The following is a 17302-nucleotide window of genomic DNA, read 5'->3' on the forward strand; positions in this document are numbered from 1 at the left end:
GGGTAAAAATAACCAGTAACCGGTAAAAGGTCACTGGTTAACTATCTAACTACTTTTTAATCATGTCCTCATAGCGTTGAGACATGACATAGGTTTGAATTTGTTTCGCAGTATCGATCGCCACCCCCACCAGAATTAACAGGGAAGTTGCCCCCAAACCGCGAAAAGTGGTGACACCGGTGGCGCTTTCTACTACAGTCGGCACAGTAGCCACCAAACTTAAAAAGAGAGCGCCCAAAAGGGTGAGACGATTCAGCACCCCTTCCAGATAATTAGTAGTAGCGGTTCCTGGTCGAATCCCCGGAATACTGGCCCCCATTTTTTTCAGGTTTTGGGACATATCCTTGGGGTTAACGATCAGGGAAGCGTAGAAGAAACTAAAACCGAGAATTAGTAAGCTATAAAAAGCCACATAACCCCAACTATCGGGACGCAGAGCATTAACCAACTGAACTAAAACCTGACCGACCGGGTTATCCGTGGGTAAAGCTTGCACCAATTGGAAAGGTAACACCAACACTGCCGAGGCGAAAATAATCGGCATAACGCCCCCTTGATTGAGTCGTAGGGGTAGATAACTGGTTCTTTCCCGATAGAGACGACGACCCACCTGACGACGGGCAGAAACAATCGGAATCCGACGGGTTCCCTCCTGAACAAAAACAATGCCGATAATCATCACCAAGAAAACCAGCAAGAGAATCACCACTTGAGCGATCGCTTGTCGGCCACCCTGTTGGGCAAAAGTAATCGTATCACCGAGGGTTTTCGGTAAAACAGCGACAATGTTGACAAAAATCAGCAAAGATGCTCCATTTCCCAGACCGCGTTCTGTGATCAGTTCCGAAATCCACATCACGAACATAGAACCCGCCACTAAAGCGAGAACCGTAGCGGCGATCGAGGGTAAAGTTCCAGCCACAACGCCGTTAGCCACCAATAAACCGAGAGTAATGCCGATACTTTGAATAATTGCCCAACCAAAGGCAATATAACGGGTAATTTGGGCAATTTTTCGCCGTCCTGCTTCTCCTTCATTTTTCTGTAAATCTTCCAAAGAAGGAAGGGCAGCGGTGAGCAGTTGCACGATAATTGAGGCGTTGATATAGGGAAGAATGCCGAGGGCAAAAATCCCCAAAGTCGATAATCCTCCCCCGGTAAACAGGTCAAGGATTCCCAAAGCGGCGTTACCTTGAATAATTTCTGCTAATCTTGCCCGATCCAAACCGGGTATCGGTACAAACATCCCAAAACGGAGCAGAATCAGTAAACCCAATGTAACCAACAAGCGACCGCGTAAACCGGCCGCCTGTGCCATTTGCATAAACGTTTCCTGTGCCGTGGGAGCCTTATCACGACTGACGACCATTAACAGTTACCTCTAGTGCAGTTTTTTTATGGGAAAAAGTAATCGAGGGGGAAAACTTTCTCGATTTTTTTAAGATTTCCCCTGTCTTTCTTATGATATAGCAATCAGGTCTTGGGGGTTGGGTGTTAGGGGTTGGGTGTGGGGTGTGGGGTGTGGGGTGTGGGGTGTGGGGTGTAGGGTGTAGGGTGTGGGGTGTGGGGTGTAGGGTGTAGGGTGTAGGGTGTGGGGAGAACAAAGCTGCCCTTTACCTTTTGCCTTTTGCCTTTTGCCTTTTGCCTTTTGTCTTTTGCCTTTTGTCTTTTGCCTTTTATCTCCTGTCTCCTGTCTCCTGCCTTCTGCCGACCGCCTTCTGCCGACCGCCTCCGTTAAATTTCTTCCCAAGTACCTTGAGCGGCGGTAATTTTCTCTTTAGCACTATTGCTAAAAGCAGCGGCCTTCACCTTGAGGGGAACGGTAATTTCACCATCACCCAAAACTTTTAAAGGGCCGTCGTTGCTGGTGAGAATTTTAGCTTTTAGCAGACTTTCCAGGGTAACTTCCGTATTAGCGGGTAAAGAAGCCAATTTTCTCAGATTAACGATCGTGTATTGACGGGGGTTAACCAAAGGAAAATGCTTTAATTTGGGAACCCGACGATAGAGGGGCATTTGTCCCCCCTCAAAACCGGGACGAGTCCCCGTCCCAGAGCGAGATTTTTGTCCGCGCATTCCCAGACCGCAACTAGCGCCCTGGCCGGCCGAGACACCCCGTCCCACACGACGACGGCGTTTAGTGGACCCCGGTTGGGGGGCGATTTCGTGGAGTTTCATGGTGATTTCTCTATGTGTACAAATGTTCTATAGATACGCCTCGATCCTTAGCAACTTCCGAGAAAGTGCGGAGAGTTTCCAGGGCGTTAACAGCGGCTCTAGCGTTATTGAGGGGGTTATCGCTACCGAGTTGTTTAGCGAGGATATTTTTCACCCCGGCTAATTCTAAAACGGTACGGACAGCACCCCCGGCAATAACCCCAGTCCCCGGAGCAGCCGGACGCATAATCACTTGAGCGCCTCCGGAAGCACCCCGGGTGAGGTGAGTGATAGAACTAGCCTTAGTTAAGGAGACTTCAATTAGTTGTTTTTTGCCATCGGCCACGCCTTTACGGACGGCCCCGATCACATCCCCTGCTTTGCCGACTCCCACTCCCACCTGGCCGTTTTCATTACCGACCACGACGATGGCCCGGAAGCTGAGTTTTTTACCACCCTTAACCACTTTACTAACCCGGCGGATCTGGATGACCCGCTCTTGCCAAGTGGTTTCTTTTTCTTTTTCGCGGTTGCCTTTGCGACGTTTTGCCATAGTTTTATCAGTGTTGAAAGGATATTTTAGAAGTTTAAGCCGGCTGACCGAGCCGCTTCTGCTAAGGCTTTGACGCGACCGTGATAGAGATTGCCACCGCGATCAAAAACCACTTGTTCAATGCCTTTGTCTAGGGCCCGTTGGGCCACCAGTTTACCCACGGCAGCCGAGGCTTCTTGGGTAGCGGTGGACTCTAATTCCCCGCGCAAGGTGGCCTCTAGGGTAGAAGCGGCCGCGAGGGTATGTTGGGCCACGTCGTCGATAATTTGGGCGTAGATGTGGTTATTAGAACGAAATACGGATAAACGCGGCCGTTCAGCAGTGCCATTAATTTTGCGACGCACACGCTGGTGACGACGACGGACTGATTCTTTGCGACTAAGTTTCATGGTTTATTTTTTACCTCCTTTACCGCCTTTAGCGCCTTTACCGCCAGCTTTACCAACTTTGCGACGGACAACTTCACCAAGATAGCGAATCCCTTTTCCTTTATAAGGTTCGGGGGGACGAACTTCGCGGATTTTAGCGGCGGTGTTACCGACGGCTTCTTTGTCGATGCCACTGACGATAACTTGGGTGCTGTTCTCTACGGCGACGGAAACACCATCGGGCATCTCCATTTCCACGGGTTTACTGTAACCAACATTAAGAACTAATTTACTACCCTGCGCCTGGGCGCGGTAGCCCACCCCTTGGATATCGAGGCGTTTTTGAAAGCCGGTAGCGACTCCTTCCACCATGTTAGCTACTAGAGTTCTACAGAGTCCGTGGCGTTCTCTGGCGGTACGGGAATCGTCTTGACGGGTAACGAGCAGAGTTTCGCCATCTTTATTGATGGCGACGGCGGTGGGTAGGGTTCTCTGGAGAGTTCCTTTGGGTCCTTTCACCGTCACGGTAGCACCATCGATATCGACGGTGACTTTATTGGGAATAGGAATCGGGCGTTTGCCAATACGAGACATAACAGTTATCAGTTATCAGTTATCAGTTATCAGGGAAGAGTTATCAGTGGGTCAGCTATCGGGTTTAAACTGGGAAAGGCTGACGGCTGATAGCTTATCCTTGTTTACCAGATGTAGCAAAGGACTTCGCCGCCAACGTTTTGTTTACGCGCTTCGCGATCGGTCATAATGCCTTTAGAGGTGGAAACAATGGCGATGCCAATGCCACCGAGGACGCGCGGTAAGTCTTTACTGTTGGAATAAACTCGTAAACCGGGTTTACTGACTCTGGTGAGGGTAGTAATGATCGGTTGACGGTTTTTGCCTTTATATTTGAGGGAAAGAACTAATTGAGATTTAATCCCCTCACCCACTTCCTCAAAGTCAGCAATAAAGCCTTCGTCCTTGAGAACTTGAGCAATACTGCGCGTCATCCGCGTGGTGGGAATTTGAGTAGTGGTCTGCCGAACCGCGCAAGCGTTACGGATGCGGGTCAGCATATCCGAGATGGTATCGTTAGCAGACATGAATTACCTGTTTTTCTCCTAAATTGGGATCAACATCAGTGGTCAGTTATCAGTTATCAGTTATCAGTTATCAGTGGTCAGTTATCAGTTATCAGTTATCAGTATCAGATTTGAGTATTAAGTGAGTAGTATTAAATAGCAGTTTCCTGCTGTCTTTTGACTGAATCACTGTTTACTGTTCACTGTTCACTGTTTACTGTTCACTGATCACTTATTTACTGGTCACTGTTTACTTTTCTCCTGATTGATTTATCTAAAGGGCATTCCCATCTCTTTGAGGAGGGCGCGTCCTTCTTCGTCGTTTTTAGCGGTGGTGATGATTGAGATGTCCATCCCGCGAATTTGATCGATTTTGTCGTATTCAATTTCAGGGAAGATCAACTGTTCACGAATGCCTAAACTGTAGTTACCACGACCATCAAAACTGTTACCACTGATACCGCGAAAGTCGCGAATACGTGGTAAGGCCAGATTAATCAGACGATCTAAAAAAGCGTACATTCGATCGCCGCGCAATGTCACCATCACACCCACGGGCATTCCTTCGCGAATTTTGAAGCCAGCGATCGCTTTTTTAGCTCTAGTCACTACCGGTTGTTGTCCGGTGATGGTGGACAGTTCCGCCTTGGAAGACTCCAAAGCTTTGGCATTTTGTGAAGCTTCCCCAAGACCGCGGTTAACAGTAATTTTGATAACTTTAGGTACTTGATGGATATTGGTATAACCAAATTGTTCTTTCAGTTTCGGAACAATGGTTTCTTGATAGGTGGTTTTTAGTTTTTGGCTCATAGTTTTTCTGCTTGCTTTTCCTGGGCTTGGTCAGGAACTAGAATTGATGGGAAACTAATCAATAATTTCGCCAGTTTTCTTCAGTATCCGCACTTTCCGACCGTCTTCGGTCAAGGTATAACCCACCCGACTGGCGATTTTTTTCTTCTCGGAATAAAGCATCACTTTGGAACTGTGAATCGGTGCTTCGTAGGTAACAATTTGACCCGATTCCCCTTCCTGTTGGGGTTTAGTATGTTTGGTGCGGATATTAACTCCTTTGACCACCACGGTACTTTCTTGGGGTAAGGCCCGTAAAATTTCGCCCACTTTGCCCTTATCGGAACCGGCGATTACTTGCACAACATCCCCTTTTTTAACGTGCATTTTTTGCCTTTGGGGTGAGGTTTGACTGTTTTTCTTACTCATTTTTTTGACCTCCGATTGCCTTGAGACTTTTGACTTTGATCAGAGAACTTCTGGGGCTAAGGAAACAATTTTGGTGTAGTTTTTATCGCGCAATTCCCGGGCGACCGGACCAAAAACCCTAGTACCTTTGGGATTACCGTCATTATTAATAATCACGGCGGCGTTATCATCAAAACGGATGCTCATGCCACTATCGCGACGGACGGTTTGACGGGTCCGCACAATCACCGCAGTGACCACATCGGATTTTTTCACGGGCATATTGGGGATAGCGTCCTTAACCACGGCGATAATTTTGTCACCGATGCCACCGTAGGTACAGTTACCTGTTCCCAGCACCCGCAGACACATTAGTTTCCGCGCCCCGCTATTGTCAGCGACATTTAAGTAGGTTTGTTGTTGAATCACGGTTTTTACCTAGGTGAAATTTAACTATCGGTTAATATTTCCGCCACTTCCCAACGTTTGGTTTTACTGAGGGGGCGGGTTTCACGAATGCGAACTCGATCGCCTTGTTTGGCTTGATTTTCTGCGTCGTGAGCTTTAAATTTCTGGGTTTTCACGACGATTTTGCCGTATTTAGGGTGAGGAGAGCGGTTTTCAATGGCTACCACTACGGTTTTATCCATTTTGTCGCTGACTACTACCCCAACTCTTTCTTTAACTGCCATAGTGGGTTATGCCTCCGGGGTGGACTGGGCTAGTTGGCGCTCCCGTTCTACGGTCAATAATTGGCCAAGACGGTGGCGGGTGTGTTTGAATTCGTGGGTTTTTTCCAAGCGGCGGGTGGCCTGTTGCAAACGCAATTCAAACAGTTTCTTTTTGGCAGCGAGGATAGCAGCGGCGATTTCCTCATCGCTCATCTTCCTCACTTCGGCGATTTTTGGTAGAGCCATTAGACAAAATCCTCCTCGCGAGTGATAAATTTGGTCTTAATCGGTAATTTTTGGGCGGCTAGGCGCATTGCTTCCCGGGCCACGGGTTCGGCTACCCCAGCAATCTCAAACATAATGAACCCCGGTTTAACCACGGCCACCCAGAATTCGGGGGAACCTTTCCCGGAACCCATCCGAGTTTCTGCGGCCCGTTGGGTCACGGGTTTATCGGGAAAAACGCGAATCCAGATTTTGCCACCCCGACGAATATAACGAGTCATTGCCCGTCTGGCCGCTTCGATTTGACGGGAAGTAATCCAACAGGGTTCGGTGGCTTGCAGGGCGAAATCGCCGAAATTAATCGTATTTCCGCCGGTGGCCAGCCCGCGCATCCGTCCGCGCTGTTGTTTGCGGAATTTTGTTCTTTTGGGACTTAACATGAGCTATTTACCACTGATAAATATTAGGGATCAGCCCTCACTAGAGCGATCTTCAAACTGTTGACGGCGACGCTGTTGACGGCGCGGTGCTTGAGCGGGAACGGCGGCGGCAATTTCTTCTTGGCCGGGGATAATTTCGCCCTTAAAGATCCAAACTTTCACGCCTAGAATCCCGTAGATGGTGCTGGCGGTTTTATAGGAGTAATCAATATCGGCGCGCAGGGTATGCAGGGGAACTCGTCCTTCCCGCACCCATTCAGTCCGAGCGATTTCCGCCCCGTTGAGACGACCGCTAACTTGAATTTTGATCCCTTTGACTTCGGCCCTCTGCGCCCGTTGGATGGCCTGGCGGACAACACGACGGAAGGAAACCCGTCTTTCTAGTTGTTGGGCGATGTATTCGGCGATCAGGTTGGCATCGGCATCAACGCGAGCCACTTCGATGACGTTAATGCGAATTTGACGCTGGCCACCGAGGGCTTTTTGTAAACCTAGGCGCAGCTGTTCGATTCCCGTGCCACCACGACCGACGACGACACCGGGTCGGGCGGTATGGATGGAGATATCTACTTGATCGGCCTTGCGTTCGATGCGAATATCGGCGATACCGGCATTAGCAAGGTTTTTTTCGACGTACTGACGAATGCGGCGATCTTCTTGCAGTAGTTCGGGGTAACGTTTCGCGTCGGCATACCAGCAAGATTTATGATCTTTGATAACGCCGAGACGAAAACCGAGGGGATGGATTTTTTGTCCCATTGTGGTTTTTTTAGTTAAGGTGATTAGTCTTTGTTGCTAGGAGCGACGGCGACGGTGATATGACAGGTGGGTTTGCGAATTTGGTAGGCGCGCCCCTGGGCCCGGGGTCGAAAACGTTTTAGGGTCGGTCCGCCATCGGCAAAGGCTTGGCTAACTACCAAAGTGGCGGGATCGAGTCCTTCGTTATGTTCGGCGTTGGCAACGGCGGAACGCAGGACTTTCAGGATGGGATCACAGGCCCGGTAGGGCATGAATTCGAGAATAATTAGGGCTTCCCGATAGGAGCGACCGCGGATCTGATCGAGTACCCGTCTGACTTTCAGGGGTGACATCCGAATATAGCGGGCGATCGCTTTGACTTCGTTAGAGGTATCGATGGTCATTTCAGTTATCAGTTATCAGTTATCAGTTATCAGTCATCAGTCATCAGTGATCAGTGATCAGTTATCGGTTATCAGTCTTGCTGGTTTATGATCACGACTATCTAGCTGACGACTGAGGGAGTAGCGGCTGATTTATTTCCGTCCTGCTTTTTTGTCGCTCTTGGCGTGGCCGCGGAAGGTGCGGGTGGGAGCGAATTCACCGAGTTTATGACCGACCATCTGCTCGGAAACGTAGACGGGAACGTGCTGTTTGCCGTTGTGAACGGCGATCGTGTGACCGACCATATCGGGAATGATTGTCGAGGCCCGGGACCAAGTTTTAATCACTTGTTTACTGCCCTGGGCGTTGAGTTTTTCGATTTTTTCCATCAGGTGGCCGGCGACAAATGGCCCCTTTTTCAGTGAACGACCCATAATTTTCAGTCAAAAGTAAAGTAATAATTTCTAACCCTGGGTACGACGGCGTACGATGAGATCGCTACTGCGTTTTTTCTTGTTGCGAGTTTTGCGGCCGAGGGCGGGTTTACCCCAGGGAGTCATCGGGCCGGAACGTCCGATCGGAGCGCGACCCTCTCCACCTCCGTGCGGGTGATCCACTGGGTTCATGACGCTACCCCGAACATGAGGTCGTTGACCGCGGTGACGGGTACGGCCGGCTTTACCGAGACTGATATTTCTCGCTTCGGCGTTACCGACTTTTCCGATGGTGGCGTAGCATTCACGCCGGATCATGCGGACTTCTTTGGAGGGGAGGCGGATGGTAACGTAATCGCCTTCTTTGGCTACCACTTGGGCGAAACCACCGGCAGCCCGCACCATTTGACCACCGCGACCGGGGACGAGTTCGATGTTATGAACTTCTGTCCCTAGGGGGATGCGACTTAAGGGCAGGGCATTACCGACCTCGAAGGGAGCGTTTTCTCCGGCGATGACGGTATCACCAACGCCTAAACCGGCGGGGGCGATGATGTAGCGTTTTTCCCCGTCTTTGTAGAAAAGCAGGGCAATGCGGGCGTTACGGTTAGGATCGTACTCGATCGCCGCTACTTTGGCCGGAATATCCCGTTTATCGCGACGAAAATCGATAATCCGGTAGAGGCGTTTATGACCGCCGCCCCGGTGACGACTGGTAACGACACCGCGATTATTACGCCCCTGTTTACTGTGTTTGTGATGAGTTAGGGACTTTTCCGGTTCGGTTTTGGTGATCTCTTTAAAGTCGGAGATGGCCGCCTGCCTTGTCCCGGGGGTTAAAGGTCTAAAAGAGCGAATACCCATAGTTTAGTTTTCCGTTATCGGGTTTCTTGGTGGTTATACGTCAGGATAGAGGGTGATCGAGTCGCCTGCTGCTAGGGTCACGATCGCACGTTTGTATTGGGGTTTGTAACCGAGGAAACGGCCGACGCGTTTTTTCTGACGAGAGGGGCGGCTGGTGTTCACTTTCGTTACTTTCACGTCAAACAGCAGTTCGATCGCCGCTTGAATTTCCGGCTTAGTCGCTTTCAATGCGACATCGAAGACGTATTTATTTTGTTCTAGGAGTAGGGTGGCTTTCTCGGTCACGATCGGCTTTAGGATCAGATCGGCGAGTTGTCTGGCTTCAGTTTTAAGCACCATAGACCTCCTCAATTTTAGCTAGGGCTGCGGCGGTGGCGATAACTCGATCGGCTAGGATGACATCATAGACGTTGAGACTATCGGCGCGAATAATTTTGAGATTGCAGATATTACGTCCCGATAAATAGACATTTTCGGGAATTTCCGTCAAAATCAGCAGAATTTTTTCCTCTGGACTGGCTCCCCAGCGACTTAAGGCAGCGGTGAGTTCCTTGGTTTTGGGTTGGGAGAATTGTTCGGCGAAGCTTTCAACCACGATAAAGTTATCGGCCTGGCTGATCAAAGCGGTTCTCAGGGCTAATCTTTTCTCTTTGCGATTGACCTTAACCTCAAAATCTCTCGGTTTTGGTCCGAAGATGACACCGCCACCACGCCAGAGGGGAGAACGGATCGAACCGGCCCGGGCGCGACCGGTGCCTTTTTGCCGCCAGGGTTTGCGACCACCGCCGCGCACTTCCGAGCGGGTTTTGCTGGAGGCGTTACCTTGGCGGGCCGCCGCTAGATGGCTGACGACGACGCGGTGAATTAGGTGTTTGGCGGTTTCGGGTTTAGCGGTTTTCAGTTCCAGGGTGCCTGTTCCCGCTTCTTCCCCTTGCCAATTTTTGACTGTGTAGTTAACCATGGCTTTAATCTTTCCTTGCCCTATTTACCAAATTTCTTGGCGGGGGTGATGTTTAACAGGGTTCCTGGTTTGCCCGGGACGGCTCCTTTGATCAGGATCAGGTTGCGTTCGCTATCGATTTTGACCACGGACAATTTGCGGATGGTCACTTGGGTTGATCCGTATTGTCCAGCCATTCTCTTACCCGGGAAGACGCGGCCGGGGGTAGTACCGGCGCCGGTGGAACCGGGGAGACGGTGGTTTTTGGAACCGTGGGTCATGTTACCGCGCTTGAAGTTATGGCGTTTTTGATAGCCGGAGAACCCCCGTCCGATGGTGGTTCCAGCCACATCTACCAAATCGCCTTCTTGGAAGATGTCGGCGGTAATTTCTTGGCCTAAAGTGTAAGCGGATGCGTCCTCAAGACGGTATTCGATTAAATGCCGCAGGGGGGAGACACCGGCTTTGGCTAAATGACCGAGCAGCGGTTTGTTGAGGGCTTTTTCTTTGACGGTTTTGTATCCCACTTGGATGGATTCATAACCGTCGGTTTTTTTAGTTTTGACTTGGGTGACGGGACAAGGACCTGCTTGAACGACGGTGACGGGAATGGCGACTCCCGTTTTGTTGTCGAAGATTTGGGTCATGCCCAGTTTTGTACCGAGGATACCGATAGACACGGATTGTTCTCTTTATCTTTACTAGACGACAATCAAAAATAACGTGGCCGTGGCTATAGGAGCGGGAAAGATTTTTCCCACTTTATCAGCCTGCCCAACTTGAATGACTTTTTTCGAGTTATTTAAGCTGGCATCCCGTTAAATTCGTAAGTAAGACTAGACAGGGTTGCTGGTTCTGCCTAGATTGTTGCTGGTCTTTGTTTCTTCAGGACTTAAAGGGTTTATCTTCAGTATCCCGGCGAAGACCGAGCGACCAAGGCGGTTCTGCTCAGCAGTGCCTTCAGCACCACCTAACACCGATTTTGGCCACGATCAAACATTATATAATATTTGTGACTTTTTAGGCAAGAGGTTTTTTTAGTCACCGGAAATGATCAGGTCTAGTCTGGTCAAATTATTTGTACCATTCGGCGGTCTTCAGCAGCGATGGGGGCAGACCGAGCCAATAGATTCAATTATAGTAGTTATATTAATGGTGAGGTACAAAGTTTTCCTTTTGGGGAATCAGTCGTCGGTGGTCGATACCAAATTAGGTTACACTTATTGATGTTGACATACCCCACGCCGTAAACGGACGTGGATTCTTCTCGCATCACTGCTGTGAATTTCTGGCTCAACGAGTCCACTTGAATTAGATTCCTGGCGAAATCCCACCCAGAGGTGGTTCTCTCCTCAGACTTTCGCGACCTTACAGAAGCCTGTTCTCGGTGGCCCCTACGATACAGTTCAAAACCTCTAAAATAATTGGTTTCTTTGGTACTTGACGCTGAGAGCTTTTACCTATAGGAGCATTCCCCTAGAGAACCCCATAACTCTAGTTTTCAAGGTGCGTTCATCGGTTGATGACTGGGTTTTTTAAGCGGTTGCTTACCCGGCCCCCTATTCTTAATATCATACATCCTATAAAGTCGCCCTCAAAGGGCGAGGCTTTAAACCCAATTTTTCGGTAAATGAGGGGGGATGACAGCAGGGTACTATCATCCCTTGTTTGGAGGTTAAATCGCTTCGAGATCTTTTTCGCCGGTACGGATGCGGACGATCTGTTCCACGGGGGAGATGAAGATTTTACCGTCTCCGATTTCACCGGTACGGGCCGCCGAAATCAGCTTATCGACGACCATATCGACTTGCTTATCTTCGACGACGATCTCGATCTTGAGTTTTTGGAGAAATTCGACGGTATACTCGGAACCGCGATAACGTTCCGATTGACCTTTCTGACGACCGAAACCTCTAACTTCGGAGACGGTCATCCCGACAATGCCCGCATTAACTAGGGCGATTTTCACCTCTTCAAGTTTAAAGGGTCGGATAATCGCTTCTACTTTCTTCAAAATATCTATCTCCTCGTTGCGTGACGATACTTTCTTGGTAAATTACCTGTTAATTCTAAACTCGGAATCCCAAGAATAGTGCTTAAAGTCATGATTTCTTCAATTATTGCCCTTGGCCACAGTCTTCTGCGGTGAAAAATCTCCAGGTGGGAATTGGCCCACCCGAAGCCATAAACCAACTAGAGAGATAATCCCAACTGAAGACCGAAAACACCGTGAACTAGCAGTAAAATCAGGGCAATACTGCCGATATAAGCGTGAATAGTCCGGAAAAGTTCTTTTTTCTCGCCAGCGAAGCCAGTGAGGGACAATAATCCATTGAAAGCTAATAAACCGATCGCGATCGATCCTGTCCAGAAATGGCTGCTTTCGAGGATTGGATGTTTCTGCATAACCAGGGATAAAATACCGCCGGTGTAACCGAGAGCGATAAATAAAAACAGCCAGGGGGCGAGTTTGCGGTGATCAGCCCGATTTTTGGCCACTACTTCCCCATCTTTGCTTAAACGGCTTTGCCAACCGGCATAGGCAGTATAACTACCCATAACTAAAACCACGATCCCCATCATGACTGGATGTCCCCAATGAACGATCGGTTCGGGAGTTCCGAGACCGCGAAAGGCAGCGGCGATCGGCTCTAGCGCATCACTTAAACTTTGATTCATGTTTGTTACCTAACTTTACAAAACCCTCTCGCCTAAGATTTTAGCCGATCTCTGGCCTAGAAAAACTTCGGTTAGCCGAAAAAATGTCAAGCCTTCGCTAAATTTCTTAACATTTCAGCTAGAGATTAGCGGAGAAATATAGAATAAAGTCAGGGGGGACTAGGGATCCCCACGGGGATTAGCCCCTAGGAGGGAGTTATGACTTATCTGCTCAAAGATCGGCGATCAGCAGGGAGACTATTAGCTAGTTACTTGACAGAATATACCAATAGTGCTGGGGTGCTAGTTTTGGCTTTGCCCCGGGGTGGGGTTCCGATCGCCTTTGAAATTGCCCAAAGGTTACATTTACCCCTAGATCTGTGTTTAGTGCGAAAATTAGGTGTACCGGAGCGCAAAGAGTTAGCTTTTGGGGCGATCGGTCAAAATGGTGTGCGGGTAATCAATGAAAGTATCGTTGACGACTTGCACCTATCGGAGGCGATGATGGAACGGGTAGCAAAGGAAGAAATGATCGAATTAGAGCGACGCGATCGCTTGTATCGAGGTGAGCGACCCTTTCCGGACGTGACAGGAAAAACGATTATTCTAGTAGATGATGGTATCGCTACGGGAGCAACGATTAAAGCGGCGATTCTGACCCTTAAGGCTGGAAATCCCGCTGCTATTATTATTGCTGTTCCTATTGCCCCAGTGGAAGTCTGTGATCAATTAGAAAAATTAGTTGATCGAGTAATTTGCCTACATAAACCCTACGAATTGAGATCAATTTCTCTTTGGTACGAAGATTTTTCCCAAACCAGCGATGAGGAAGTGCAAACACTTTTAGCCACCGTCGATAGTTCTTTGATTCAAGTTTAGGGAGAAGGGAGAGGGAATTAGGAAGTGGGGGAGTGGGGAAGTGGGGGAGTGGGGAAGTGGGGTAGTGGGGAGATGGGGAGATGGGGAGATGGGGAAGTGGGGTAGTGGGGAGATGGGGAGAATAAATAACAGCAATCTCCTGAATTCAGAAGTCAGAATTGAGACTTACGAATTCTAACTTCTGACTTCTACGGCATCGGTATCAACGGCATTGGTTGGGGAAGAAACCTCGGTTTGATTCTTTACTGTCCCCGGACGGCGATTGCGATAATCAAGAACTAATCGCGATAATTCCGTGGTTAAAAGGGTGAGGACAATACCATCATCGATCCAACCAATAATCGGGAAAACGTCAGGAGAAATATCGAGGGGGCTAAACAGATAAACCATAGTTCCCAGAATGATAATCCAACGATATTGGGGGTGAGTGATTTTGCTGCTGTACCAGTTGTAAAAAGATTCAACAATCGGTTTCATTAATTTGTCCTCGTTGACGGCGATAATTTAATTTTGTCAGGTTGTCCCCGGGGCTGATAGTGAGGTTTTACCCCCATTATCTAGGGTGATATCCGCTAATTAATCAAAAAAAAAGCCCAGAAGAAAATTCACCTTTAGGGATGAGCCTGAATTATTAAGCTAAGACGTATTTAAACCGCTTATTCTTAATGATCAGCCGAATTTCCTCCAATCCCTTTACTGTTGCCTCTTGCCAGAGTGTCTCTTGCCTCGTCTCAACAAGCAATTTAAATTATGAACAGCTTATTACTGGATGCTTAAGAGGGGAGATAGTGGCATCTTTATCCCCTATAATAGGCGATAACAAACTAATCAATTATCTGCCAGTTTAAGGATGGAAACCCTCTTTCATCTAGTTACTTTTGCCTTTGTCTTCGCTTTTGGTGCCTCGGTGGGCAGTTTTTTAAACGTGGTCATCTATAGATTACCTAAGGGGATATCTCTAGTTTATCCCCCTTCCCACTGTCCGAAATGTCACCATAGGTTAGGTAAAAGCGAGAATATACCTGTTTTAGGCTGGTTATGGCTAGGGGGTCGCTGTCGCTGGTGTAGAACCGCGATTTCTGTCCGTTATCCAGCGATCGAAACTTTGACCGGTTTGTTATTTTGTCTGGTTTTAGGAGATTTTAGCTTTTCTTGGCAGACCCTCGGCTATTGGATTCTGCTAAGTTGGTTATTAGCTTTAGCTTTGATCGATTTTGACACGATGACGCTTCCCAACTGCCTCACCCAATCGGGATTAGTTTTAGGGATAGTTTTCCAAACTCTTTTAGGTTGGCAAAATAATCAAAGTGTTATCTATCTCTTTTCAGCGATCGCTAGTGCGGTTTTAGGAGTCTGGTTATTTGATCTGATCCGGTGGGGGGGAAGTTTTGCCCTCAGACAGCAGGCCATGGGGGGAGGAGATGCCAAATTAGCGGCCATGATCGGTGCTTGGTTAGGATGGCAAGCATTATTAGTCACCGCTTTTCTGGCCTGCGCTATCGGGGCAGCGATCGGTATGACGGGCATTTTTCTGGGTAAAATGGCAAAAAAACAAGCTATACCCTTCGGCCCGCTTCTTGCCCTCGGCGCTCTGATGAGTGTCTTTTGGAGTGATAAGATCATCTCAGCCTATCAAACCATTTTTTTCCCTTTGTTGTAAAAAAGCTATCTTGTAATTAAATCTTGATACAATAGTCTTCCGTGTCTTGGATCACCATTAGAACAACCCCCAGTCTAGGGTAAGCCGATTGGCTACAGGAAATGCTCAAAGCTCACGACATCCCCAGTTGCGTTATCGCTATTGGCCTTGGTATTTATTGCGGCCAGGGGCATCAGGCCGCCCTACAAGTGCGTCCCCAAGATCGCTGGACAGCACTTTTGTTATTAAGTCCTCTAGAGGAAAGTCTATAAATTGTCTTTATTTTAAACTATGTCTCTATTTGATTGGTTTGCAAATCGCCAAAAAACAGAACCCAAGGTTCAACAACAACAGGAACGAGAAATAGCCGATGGTCTATGGACAAAATGCCCAAATTGCGGCGTTTTGGCCTATACGAAGGATTTATTAGCTAATCAACTGGTTTGTCTCGATTGCGGTCATCATAATCGGGTGGAAAGTGAAGAAAGAATTCGCCAGTTAGTGGATGCTAATACTTGGAATTGCCTCGATGAACAGATTCGACCGACGGATCCGCTCAAATTTCGCGATCGGAAAAGTTATAGCGATCGCCTGCGGGAAACCCAAGAAAAAACCGGACTGACGGATGCTGTCCGGACGGGAACGGGGACGATCGATGGTTTACCCTTAGCTTTAGGGGTGATGGACTTCCGTTTTATGGGGGGTAGCATGGGATCGGTGGTGGGAGAAAAACTCTGTCGTTTGACGGAACAAGCTACCGATGAAAGTTTACCCCTGGTGATTATCTGCGCTTCTGGCGGGGCGAGAATGCAGGAAGGAATGTTAAGTTTAATGCAGATGGCCAAGATTTCCGGTGCCCTTAACCGGCATCGAGAAGCAAAGTTACTCTATATTCCCGTCTTGACTAATCCCACCACGGGAGGAGTCACGGCCAGTTTTGCCATGTTGGGAGATATTATTATCGCCGAACCAAAGGCTACTATCGGTTTTGCCGGTAAACGGGTAATTGAACAGACTTTGCGCGAGAAATTACCGGAAGGTTTCCAAACATCGGAATACCTATTAAAACACGGGTTTGTCGATGCGATCGTTCCCCGTACCCATCTCAAGAAAACCCTCGCTCAATTAATTAGTTTACATCAACCCTTTTTCCCCTTGTTATCCCCCCTCAACAGCCATCATCACTACGGTCAGCCGGAGTTAATCCCTCTGAAAACAGCCCAAGGTCAAACAACAGTTTAATCTCTGTAAGACGGCACTGGAGTTGAAAGTCTGAGCATTTGTACTAAAATTTCCCGATCGGCAGTTTCAATGTAGTACAGCTTACTTAACTGGGTTGACAGCGATCGCAAAGTCCAAAAAATTCGAGAGTGTGGTAATAAACCTTGAATTGGTGTGATTTTTCGAGTTTTTCTTCCAATTCGTGAACGGGACACTCATTAAAGACGATAGACCGACCGCAATGAATACAGGTAAGATGGTGTTGATCCTGCTGAACGGAACTGTAGAGGGATTCTCCTGTGGCTAGGGTTCTCACCTGCACTGCTCCCTGTAGTTTTAGGGATTCTAGGGCGCGGTAAACAGTGGCTAACCCCATATTTTGGTCACGCTGACGGAGTTCCACAAACAATTCTTGAGCGGATACTGCCCGATTTAAGGTTTTGAGTAAGTGGATAATGCGCTCTTGCGATCGGGTGCGTTGGGATTTCATATCAAAAAGGTCAGCGATCAAAGTTAATTCTATGCCAAAAAATTATCAGTGCTGTATTTATGTTACCCTGCGCCCTTCGGTTCTCGATCCGGCGGGTACGGCGGTAGAGTCGGGATTAAAGCAATTAGGTTATGATACTGTGGCTGGGGTGCGAATTGGTAAGTATATTGAGCTTACCGTGACAGCAGCGGACGAAACCAGCGCTCGCGCTCAATTGGCTCAAATGTGCGATCAACTATTGGCTAATCCTGTAATTGAAAATTATCGCTTTGATTTGCATTGTCAGGAGATAGGGGATAGGGATTAGGGGATAGGGAAATGGGGGATTAGGGGATAGGGAAATGGGAGAATGGGGAAATTCAACT

The 17302-nt window shown here is 48.4% G+C and carries 29 protein-coding genes; 6 read left to right on the forward strand and 23 right to left on the reverse strand.

The window, feature by feature from the left end; all coding sequences use genetic code 11:
- Positions 1-49 precede the first annotated feature (49 nt).
- The 21 genes from secY to MAE_RS25040 form a co-directional block, all read right to left on the reverse strand.
- Positions 50-1369 (reverse strand): preprotein translocase subunit SecY, encoded by a 1320-nt coding sequence (gene secY, locus MAE_RS24940; RefSeq protein WP_002796420.1) that lies wholly within the window; start codon positions 1367-1369, stop codon positions 50-52.
- Between the two features lie 365 nt (positions 1370-1734).
- Positions 1735-2178 (reverse strand): 50S ribosomal protein L15, encoded by a 444-nt coding sequence (gene rplO, locus MAE_RS24945; RefSeq protein ID WP_002780095.1) that lies wholly within the window; start codon positions 2176-2178, stop codon positions 1735-1737.
- Between the two features lie 10 nt (positions 2179-2188).
- A complete protein-coding gene (gene rpsE, locus MAE_RS24950; protein ID WP_002733669.1) occupies positions 2189-2710 on the reverse strand; it encodes a 30S ribosomal protein S5 in 522 nt (173 codons plus the stop codon).
- Between the two features lie 26 nt (positions 2711-2736).
- Entirely contained in the window at positions 2737-3099 is a 363-nt protein-coding gene (rplR, locus tag MAE_RS24955; RefSeq protein WP_002753900.1) for a 50S ribosomal protein L18, read from the reverse strand.
- 3 nt (positions 3100-3102) lie between these two features.
- Positions 3103-3672 carry a 50S ribosomal protein L6 gene (rplF, locus tag MAE_RS24960; protein WP_002796422.1) on the reverse strand — a complete coding sequence of 190 codons (570 nt, stop codon included), beginning with the start codon at positions 3670-3672 and terminating at the stop codon, positions 3103-3105.
- Positions 3673-3776: 104 nt separating this feature from the next.
- Entirely contained in the window at positions 3777-4178 is a 402-nt protein-coding gene (rpsH, locus tag MAE_RS24965; protein WP_002734721.1) for a 30S ribosomal protein S8, read from the reverse strand.
- A gap of 249 nt (positions 4179-4427) precedes the next feature.
- Positions 4428-4967 carry a 50S ribosomal protein L5 gene (rplE, locus tag MAE_RS24970; protein WP_002787866.1) on the reverse strand — a complete coding sequence of 180 codons (540 nt, stop codon included), beginning with the start codon at positions 4965-4967 and terminating at the stop codon, positions 4428-4430.
- A gap of 54 nt (positions 4968-5021) precedes the next feature.
- Positions 5022-5375, reverse strand: coding sequence for a 50S ribosomal protein L24 (gene rplX / locus MAE_RS24975; protein WP_012267965.1), 354 nt, complete (start codon positions 5373-5375; stop codon positions 5022-5024).
- Positions 5376-5414: 39 nt separating this feature from the next.
- Positions 5415-5783, reverse strand: a complete 369-nt coding sequence (gene rplN, locus MAE_RS24980) for a 50S ribosomal protein L14 (protein ID WP_002732358.1) — start codon at positions 5781-5783, stop codon at positions 5415-5417.
- 20 nt (positions 5784-5803) lie between these two features.
- Positions 5804-6046 (reverse strand): 30S ribosomal protein S17, encoded by a 243-nt coding sequence (rpsQ, locus tag MAE_RS24985; protein ID WP_002734070.1) that lies wholly within the window; start codon positions 6044-6046, stop codon positions 5804-5806.
- Positions 6047-6052: 6 nt separating this feature from the next.
- Entirely contained in the window at positions 6053-6271 is a 219-nt protein-coding gene (gene rpmC, locus MAE_RS24990; RefSeq protein ID WP_012267966.1) for a 50S ribosomal protein L29, read from the reverse strand.
- On the reverse strand, positions 6271-6690 hold the full coding sequence (gene rplP, locus MAE_RS24995; protein ID WP_002734310.1) for a 50S ribosomal protein L16: 420 nt from the start codon (positions 6688-6690) through the stop codon (positions 6271-6273). Before rplP ends, rpmC begins: the two co-directional genes overlap by 1 nt.
- A gap of 30 nt (positions 6691-6720) precedes the next feature.
- A complete protein-coding gene (gene rpsC / locus MAE_RS25000) occupies positions 6721-7449 on the reverse strand; it encodes a 30S ribosomal protein S3 (RefSeq protein ID WP_002796425.1) in 729 nt (242 codons plus the stop codon).
- Between the two features lie 23 nt (positions 7450-7472).
- On the reverse strand, positions 7473-7832 hold the full coding sequence (gene rplV / locus MAE_RS25005) for a 50S ribosomal protein L22 (protein ID WP_002796426.1): 360 nt from the start codon (positions 7830-7832) through the stop codon (positions 7473-7475).
- 132 nt (positions 7833-7964) lie between these two features.
- Positions 7965-8246, reverse strand: coding sequence for a 30S ribosomal protein S19 (gene rpsS / locus MAE_RS25010; RefSeq protein ID WP_002753908.1), 282 nt, complete (start codon positions 8244-8246; stop codon positions 7965-7967).
- A 30-nt stretch (positions 8247-8276) separates the two neighbouring features.
- Positions 8277-9110 carry a 50S ribosomal protein L2 gene (gene rplB, locus MAE_RS25015; RefSeq protein ID WP_002796427.1) on the reverse strand — a complete coding sequence of 278 codons (834 nt, stop codon included), beginning with the start codon at positions 9108-9110 and terminating at the stop codon, positions 8277-8279.
- A 33-nt stretch (positions 9111-9143) separates the two neighbouring features.
- Positions 9144-9449: a 50S ribosomal protein L23 gene (locus MAE_RS25020; protein WP_012267967.1), complete on the reverse strand. Its 306-nt coding sequence runs from the start codon at positions 9447-9449 to the stop codon at positions 9144-9146.
- Positions 9439-10071: a 50S ribosomal protein L4 gene (rplD, locus tag MAE_RS25025; RefSeq protein WP_002732765.1), complete on the reverse strand. Its 633-nt coding sequence runs from the start codon at positions 10069-10071 to the stop codon at positions 9439-9441. Before rplD ends, MAE_RS25020 begins: the two co-directional genes overlap by 11 nt.
- A gap of 20 nt (positions 10072-10091) precedes the next feature.
- Positions 10092-10730, reverse strand: a complete 639-nt coding sequence (gene rplC / locus MAE_RS25030) for a 50S ribosomal protein L3 (protein ID WP_012267968.1) — start codon at positions 10728-10730, stop codon at positions 10092-10094.
- 995 nt (positions 10731-11725) lie between these two features.
- Positions 11726-12064, reverse strand: coding sequence for a P-II family nitrogen regulator (locus MAE_RS25035; RefSeq protein WP_002787863.1), 339 nt, complete (start codon positions 12062-12064; stop codon positions 11726-11728).
- A 179-nt stretch (positions 12065-12243) separates the two neighbouring features.
- Complete coding sequence (locus MAE_RS25040) at positions 12244-12729, reverse strand: DUF4079 domain-containing protein (protein WP_002796430.1); 486 nt, start codon at positions 12727-12729, stop codon at positions 12244-12246.
- Between the two features lie 198 nt (positions 12730-12927).
- Here MAE_RS25040 and MAE_RS25045 point away from each other — a divergent pair, with 198 nt between their 5' ends.
- Positions 12928-13587, forward strand: a complete 660-nt coding sequence (locus tag MAE_RS25045; RefSeq protein WP_002796431.1) for a phosphoribosyltransferase — start codon at positions 12928-12930, stop codon at positions 13585-13587.
- 40 nt (positions 13588-13627) lie between these two features.
- Complete coding sequence (locus MAE_RS33650; RefSeq protein ID WP_158303565.1) at positions 13628-13765, forward strand: hypothetical protein; 138 nt, start codon at positions 13628-13630, stop codon at positions 13763-13765.
- On the opposite strand, the gene MAE_RS25050 is transcribed toward MAE_RS33650, so the two are convergent.
- Positions 13762-14064 (reverse strand): YkvA family protein, encoded by a 303-nt coding sequence (locus tag MAE_RS25050; RefSeq protein ID WP_002762481.1) that lies wholly within the window; start codon positions 14062-14064, stop codon positions 13762-13764. The two genes, MAE_RS33650 and MAE_RS25050, sit on opposite strands and share 4 nt — an antisense overlap.
- A gap of 373 nt (positions 14065-14437) precedes the next feature.
- Here MAE_RS25050 and MAE_RS25055 point away from each other — a divergent pair, with 373 nt between their 5' ends.
- The 3 genes from MAE_RS25055 (at position 14438) to accD (ending at position 16468) form a co-directional block, all read left to right on the forward strand.
- On the forward strand, positions 14438-15247 hold the full coding sequence (locus MAE_RS25055) for a prepilin peptidase (protein ID WP_041804395.1): 810 nt from the start codon (positions 14438-14440) through the stop codon (positions 15245-15247).
- Between the two features lie 101 nt (positions 15248-15348).
- Positions 15349-15498 (forward strand): hypothetical protein, encoded by a 150-nt coding sequence (locus tag MAE_RS34255; protein WP_002796434.1) that lies wholly within the window; start codon positions 15349-15351, stop codon positions 15496-15498.
- 19 nt (positions 15499-15517) lie between these two features.
- Positions 15518-16468: an acetyl-CoA carboxylase, carboxyltransferase subunit beta gene (accD, locus tag MAE_RS25060; protein ID WP_002796435.1), complete on the forward strand. Its 951-nt coding sequence runs from the start codon at positions 15518-15520 to the stop codon at positions 16466-16468.
- Between the two features lie 85 nt (positions 16469-16553).
- Here the strand turns inward: accD and MAE_RS25065 are convergent, their stop codons facing one another.
- Positions 16554-16937 (reverse strand): Fur family transcriptional regulator, encoded by a 384-nt coding sequence (locus MAE_RS25065; RefSeq protein WP_002734059.1) that lies wholly within the window; start codon positions 16935-16937, stop codon positions 16554-16556.
- Positions 16938-16968: 31 nt separating this feature from the next.
- Between MAE_RS25065 and purS the strand changes: the two genes are divergently transcribed.
- Positions 16969-17244 carry a phosphoribosylformylglycinamidine synthase subunit PurS gene (gene purS / locus MAE_RS25070; RefSeq protein WP_002796436.1) on the forward strand — a complete coding sequence of 92 codons (276 nt, stop codon included), beginning with the start codon at positions 16969-16971 and terminating at the stop codon, positions 17242-17244.
- Positions 17245-17302 lie beyond the last annotated feature (58 nt).

Source organism: Microcystis aeruginosa NIES-843, from assembly GCF_000010625.1.
GTDB classification, from domain to species: Bacteria; Cyanobacteriota; Cyanobacteriia; order Cyanobacteriales; family Microcystaceae; genus Microcystis; species Microcystis aeruginosa.

Coding starts and splice junctions, on each gene's coding strand:
- secY (WP_002796420.1), bottom strand. CDS start 1,369: ATGGTCGTCAGTCGTGATAAGGCTCCCACGGCACAGGAAACGTTTATG.
- rplO (WP_002780095.1), bottom strand. CDS start 2,178: ATGAAACTCCACGAAATCGCCCCCCAACCGGGGTCCACTAAACGCCGT.
- rpsE (WP_002733669.1), bottom strand. CDS start 2,710: ATGGCAAAACGTCGCAAAGGCAACCGCGAAAAAGAAAAAGAAACCACT.
- rplR (WP_002753900.1), bottom strand. CDS start 3,099: ATGAAACTTAGTCGCAAAGAATCAGTCCGTCGTCGTCACCAGCGTGTG.
- rplF (WP_002796422.1), bottom strand. CDS start 3,672: ATGTCTCGTATTGGCAAACGCCCGATTCCTATTCCCAATAAAGTCACC.
- rpsH (WP_002734721.1), bottom strand. CDS start 4,178: ATGTCTGCTAACGATACCATCTCGGATATGCTGACCCGCATCCGTAAC.
- rplE (WP_002787866.1), bottom strand. CDS start 4,967: ATGAGCCAAAAACTAAAAACCACCTATCAAGAAACCATTGTTCCGAAA.
- rplX (WP_012267965.1), bottom strand. CDS start 5,375: ATGAGTAAGAAAAACAGTCAAACCTCACCCCAAAGGCAAAAAATGCAC.
- rpsQ (WP_002734070.1), bottom strand. CDS start 6,046: ATGGCAGTTAAAGAAAGAGTTGGGGTAGTAGTCAGCGACAAAATGGAT.
- rpmC (WP_012267966.1), bottom strand. CDS start 6,271: ATGGCTCTACCAAAAATCGCCGAAGTGAGGAAGATGAGCGATGAGGAA.
- rplP (WP_002734310.1), bottom strand. CDS start 6,690: ATGTTAAGTCCCAAAAGAACAAAATTCCGCAAACAACAGCGCGGACGG.
- rpsC (WP_002796425.1), bottom strand. CDS start 7,449: ATGGGACAAAAAATCCATCCCCTCGGTTTTCGTCTCGGCGTTATCAAA.
- rplV (WP_002796426.1), bottom strand. CDS start 7,832: ATGACCATCGATACCTCTAACGAAGTCAAAGCGATCGCCCGCTATATT.
- rpsS (WP_002753908.1), bottom strand. CDS start 8,246: ATGGGTCGTTCACTGAAAAAGGGGCCATTTGTCGCCGGCCACCTGATG.
- rplB (WP_002796427.1), bottom strand. CDS start 9,110: ATGGGTATTCGCTCTTTTAGACCTTTAACCCCCGGGACAAGGCAGGCG.
- MAE_RS25020 (WP_012267967.1), bottom strand. CDS start 9,449: ATGGTGCTTAAAACTGAAGCCAGACAACTCGCCGATCTGATCCTAAAG.
- rplD (WP_002732765.1), bottom strand. CDS start 10,071: ATGGTTAACTACACAGTCAAAAATTGGCAAGGGGAAGAAGCGGGAACA.
- MAE_RS25040 (WP_002796430.1), bottom strand. CDS start 12,729: ATGAATCAAAGTTTAAGTGATGCGCTAGAGCCGATCGCCGCTGCCTTT.
- MAE_RS25045 (WP_002796431.1), top strand. CDS start 12,928: ATGACTTATCTGCTCAAAGATCGGCGATCAGCAGGGAGACTATTAGCT.
- MAE_RS25050 (WP_002762481.1), bottom strand. CDS start 14,064: ATGAAACCGATTGTTGAATCTTTTTACAACTGGTACAGCAGCAAAATC.
- MAE_RS25055 (WP_041804395.1), top strand. CDS start 14,438: ATGGAAACCCTCTTTCATCTAGTTACTTTTGCCTTTGTCTTCGCTTTT.
- MAE_RS34255 (WP_002796434.1), top strand. CDS start 15,349: ATGCTCAAAGCTCACGACATCCCCAGTTGCGTTATCGCTATTGGCCTT.
- accD (WP_002796435.1), top strand. CDS start 15,518: ATGTCTCTATTTGATTGGTTTGCAAATCGCCAAAAAACAGAACCCAAG.
- MAE_RS25065 (WP_002734059.1), bottom strand. CDS start 16,937: ATGAAATCCCAACGCACCCGATCGCAAGAGCGCATTATCCACTTACTC.
- purS (WP_002796436.1), top strand. CDS start 16,969: ATGCCAAAAAATTATCAGTGCTGTATTTATGTTACCCTGCGCCCTTCG.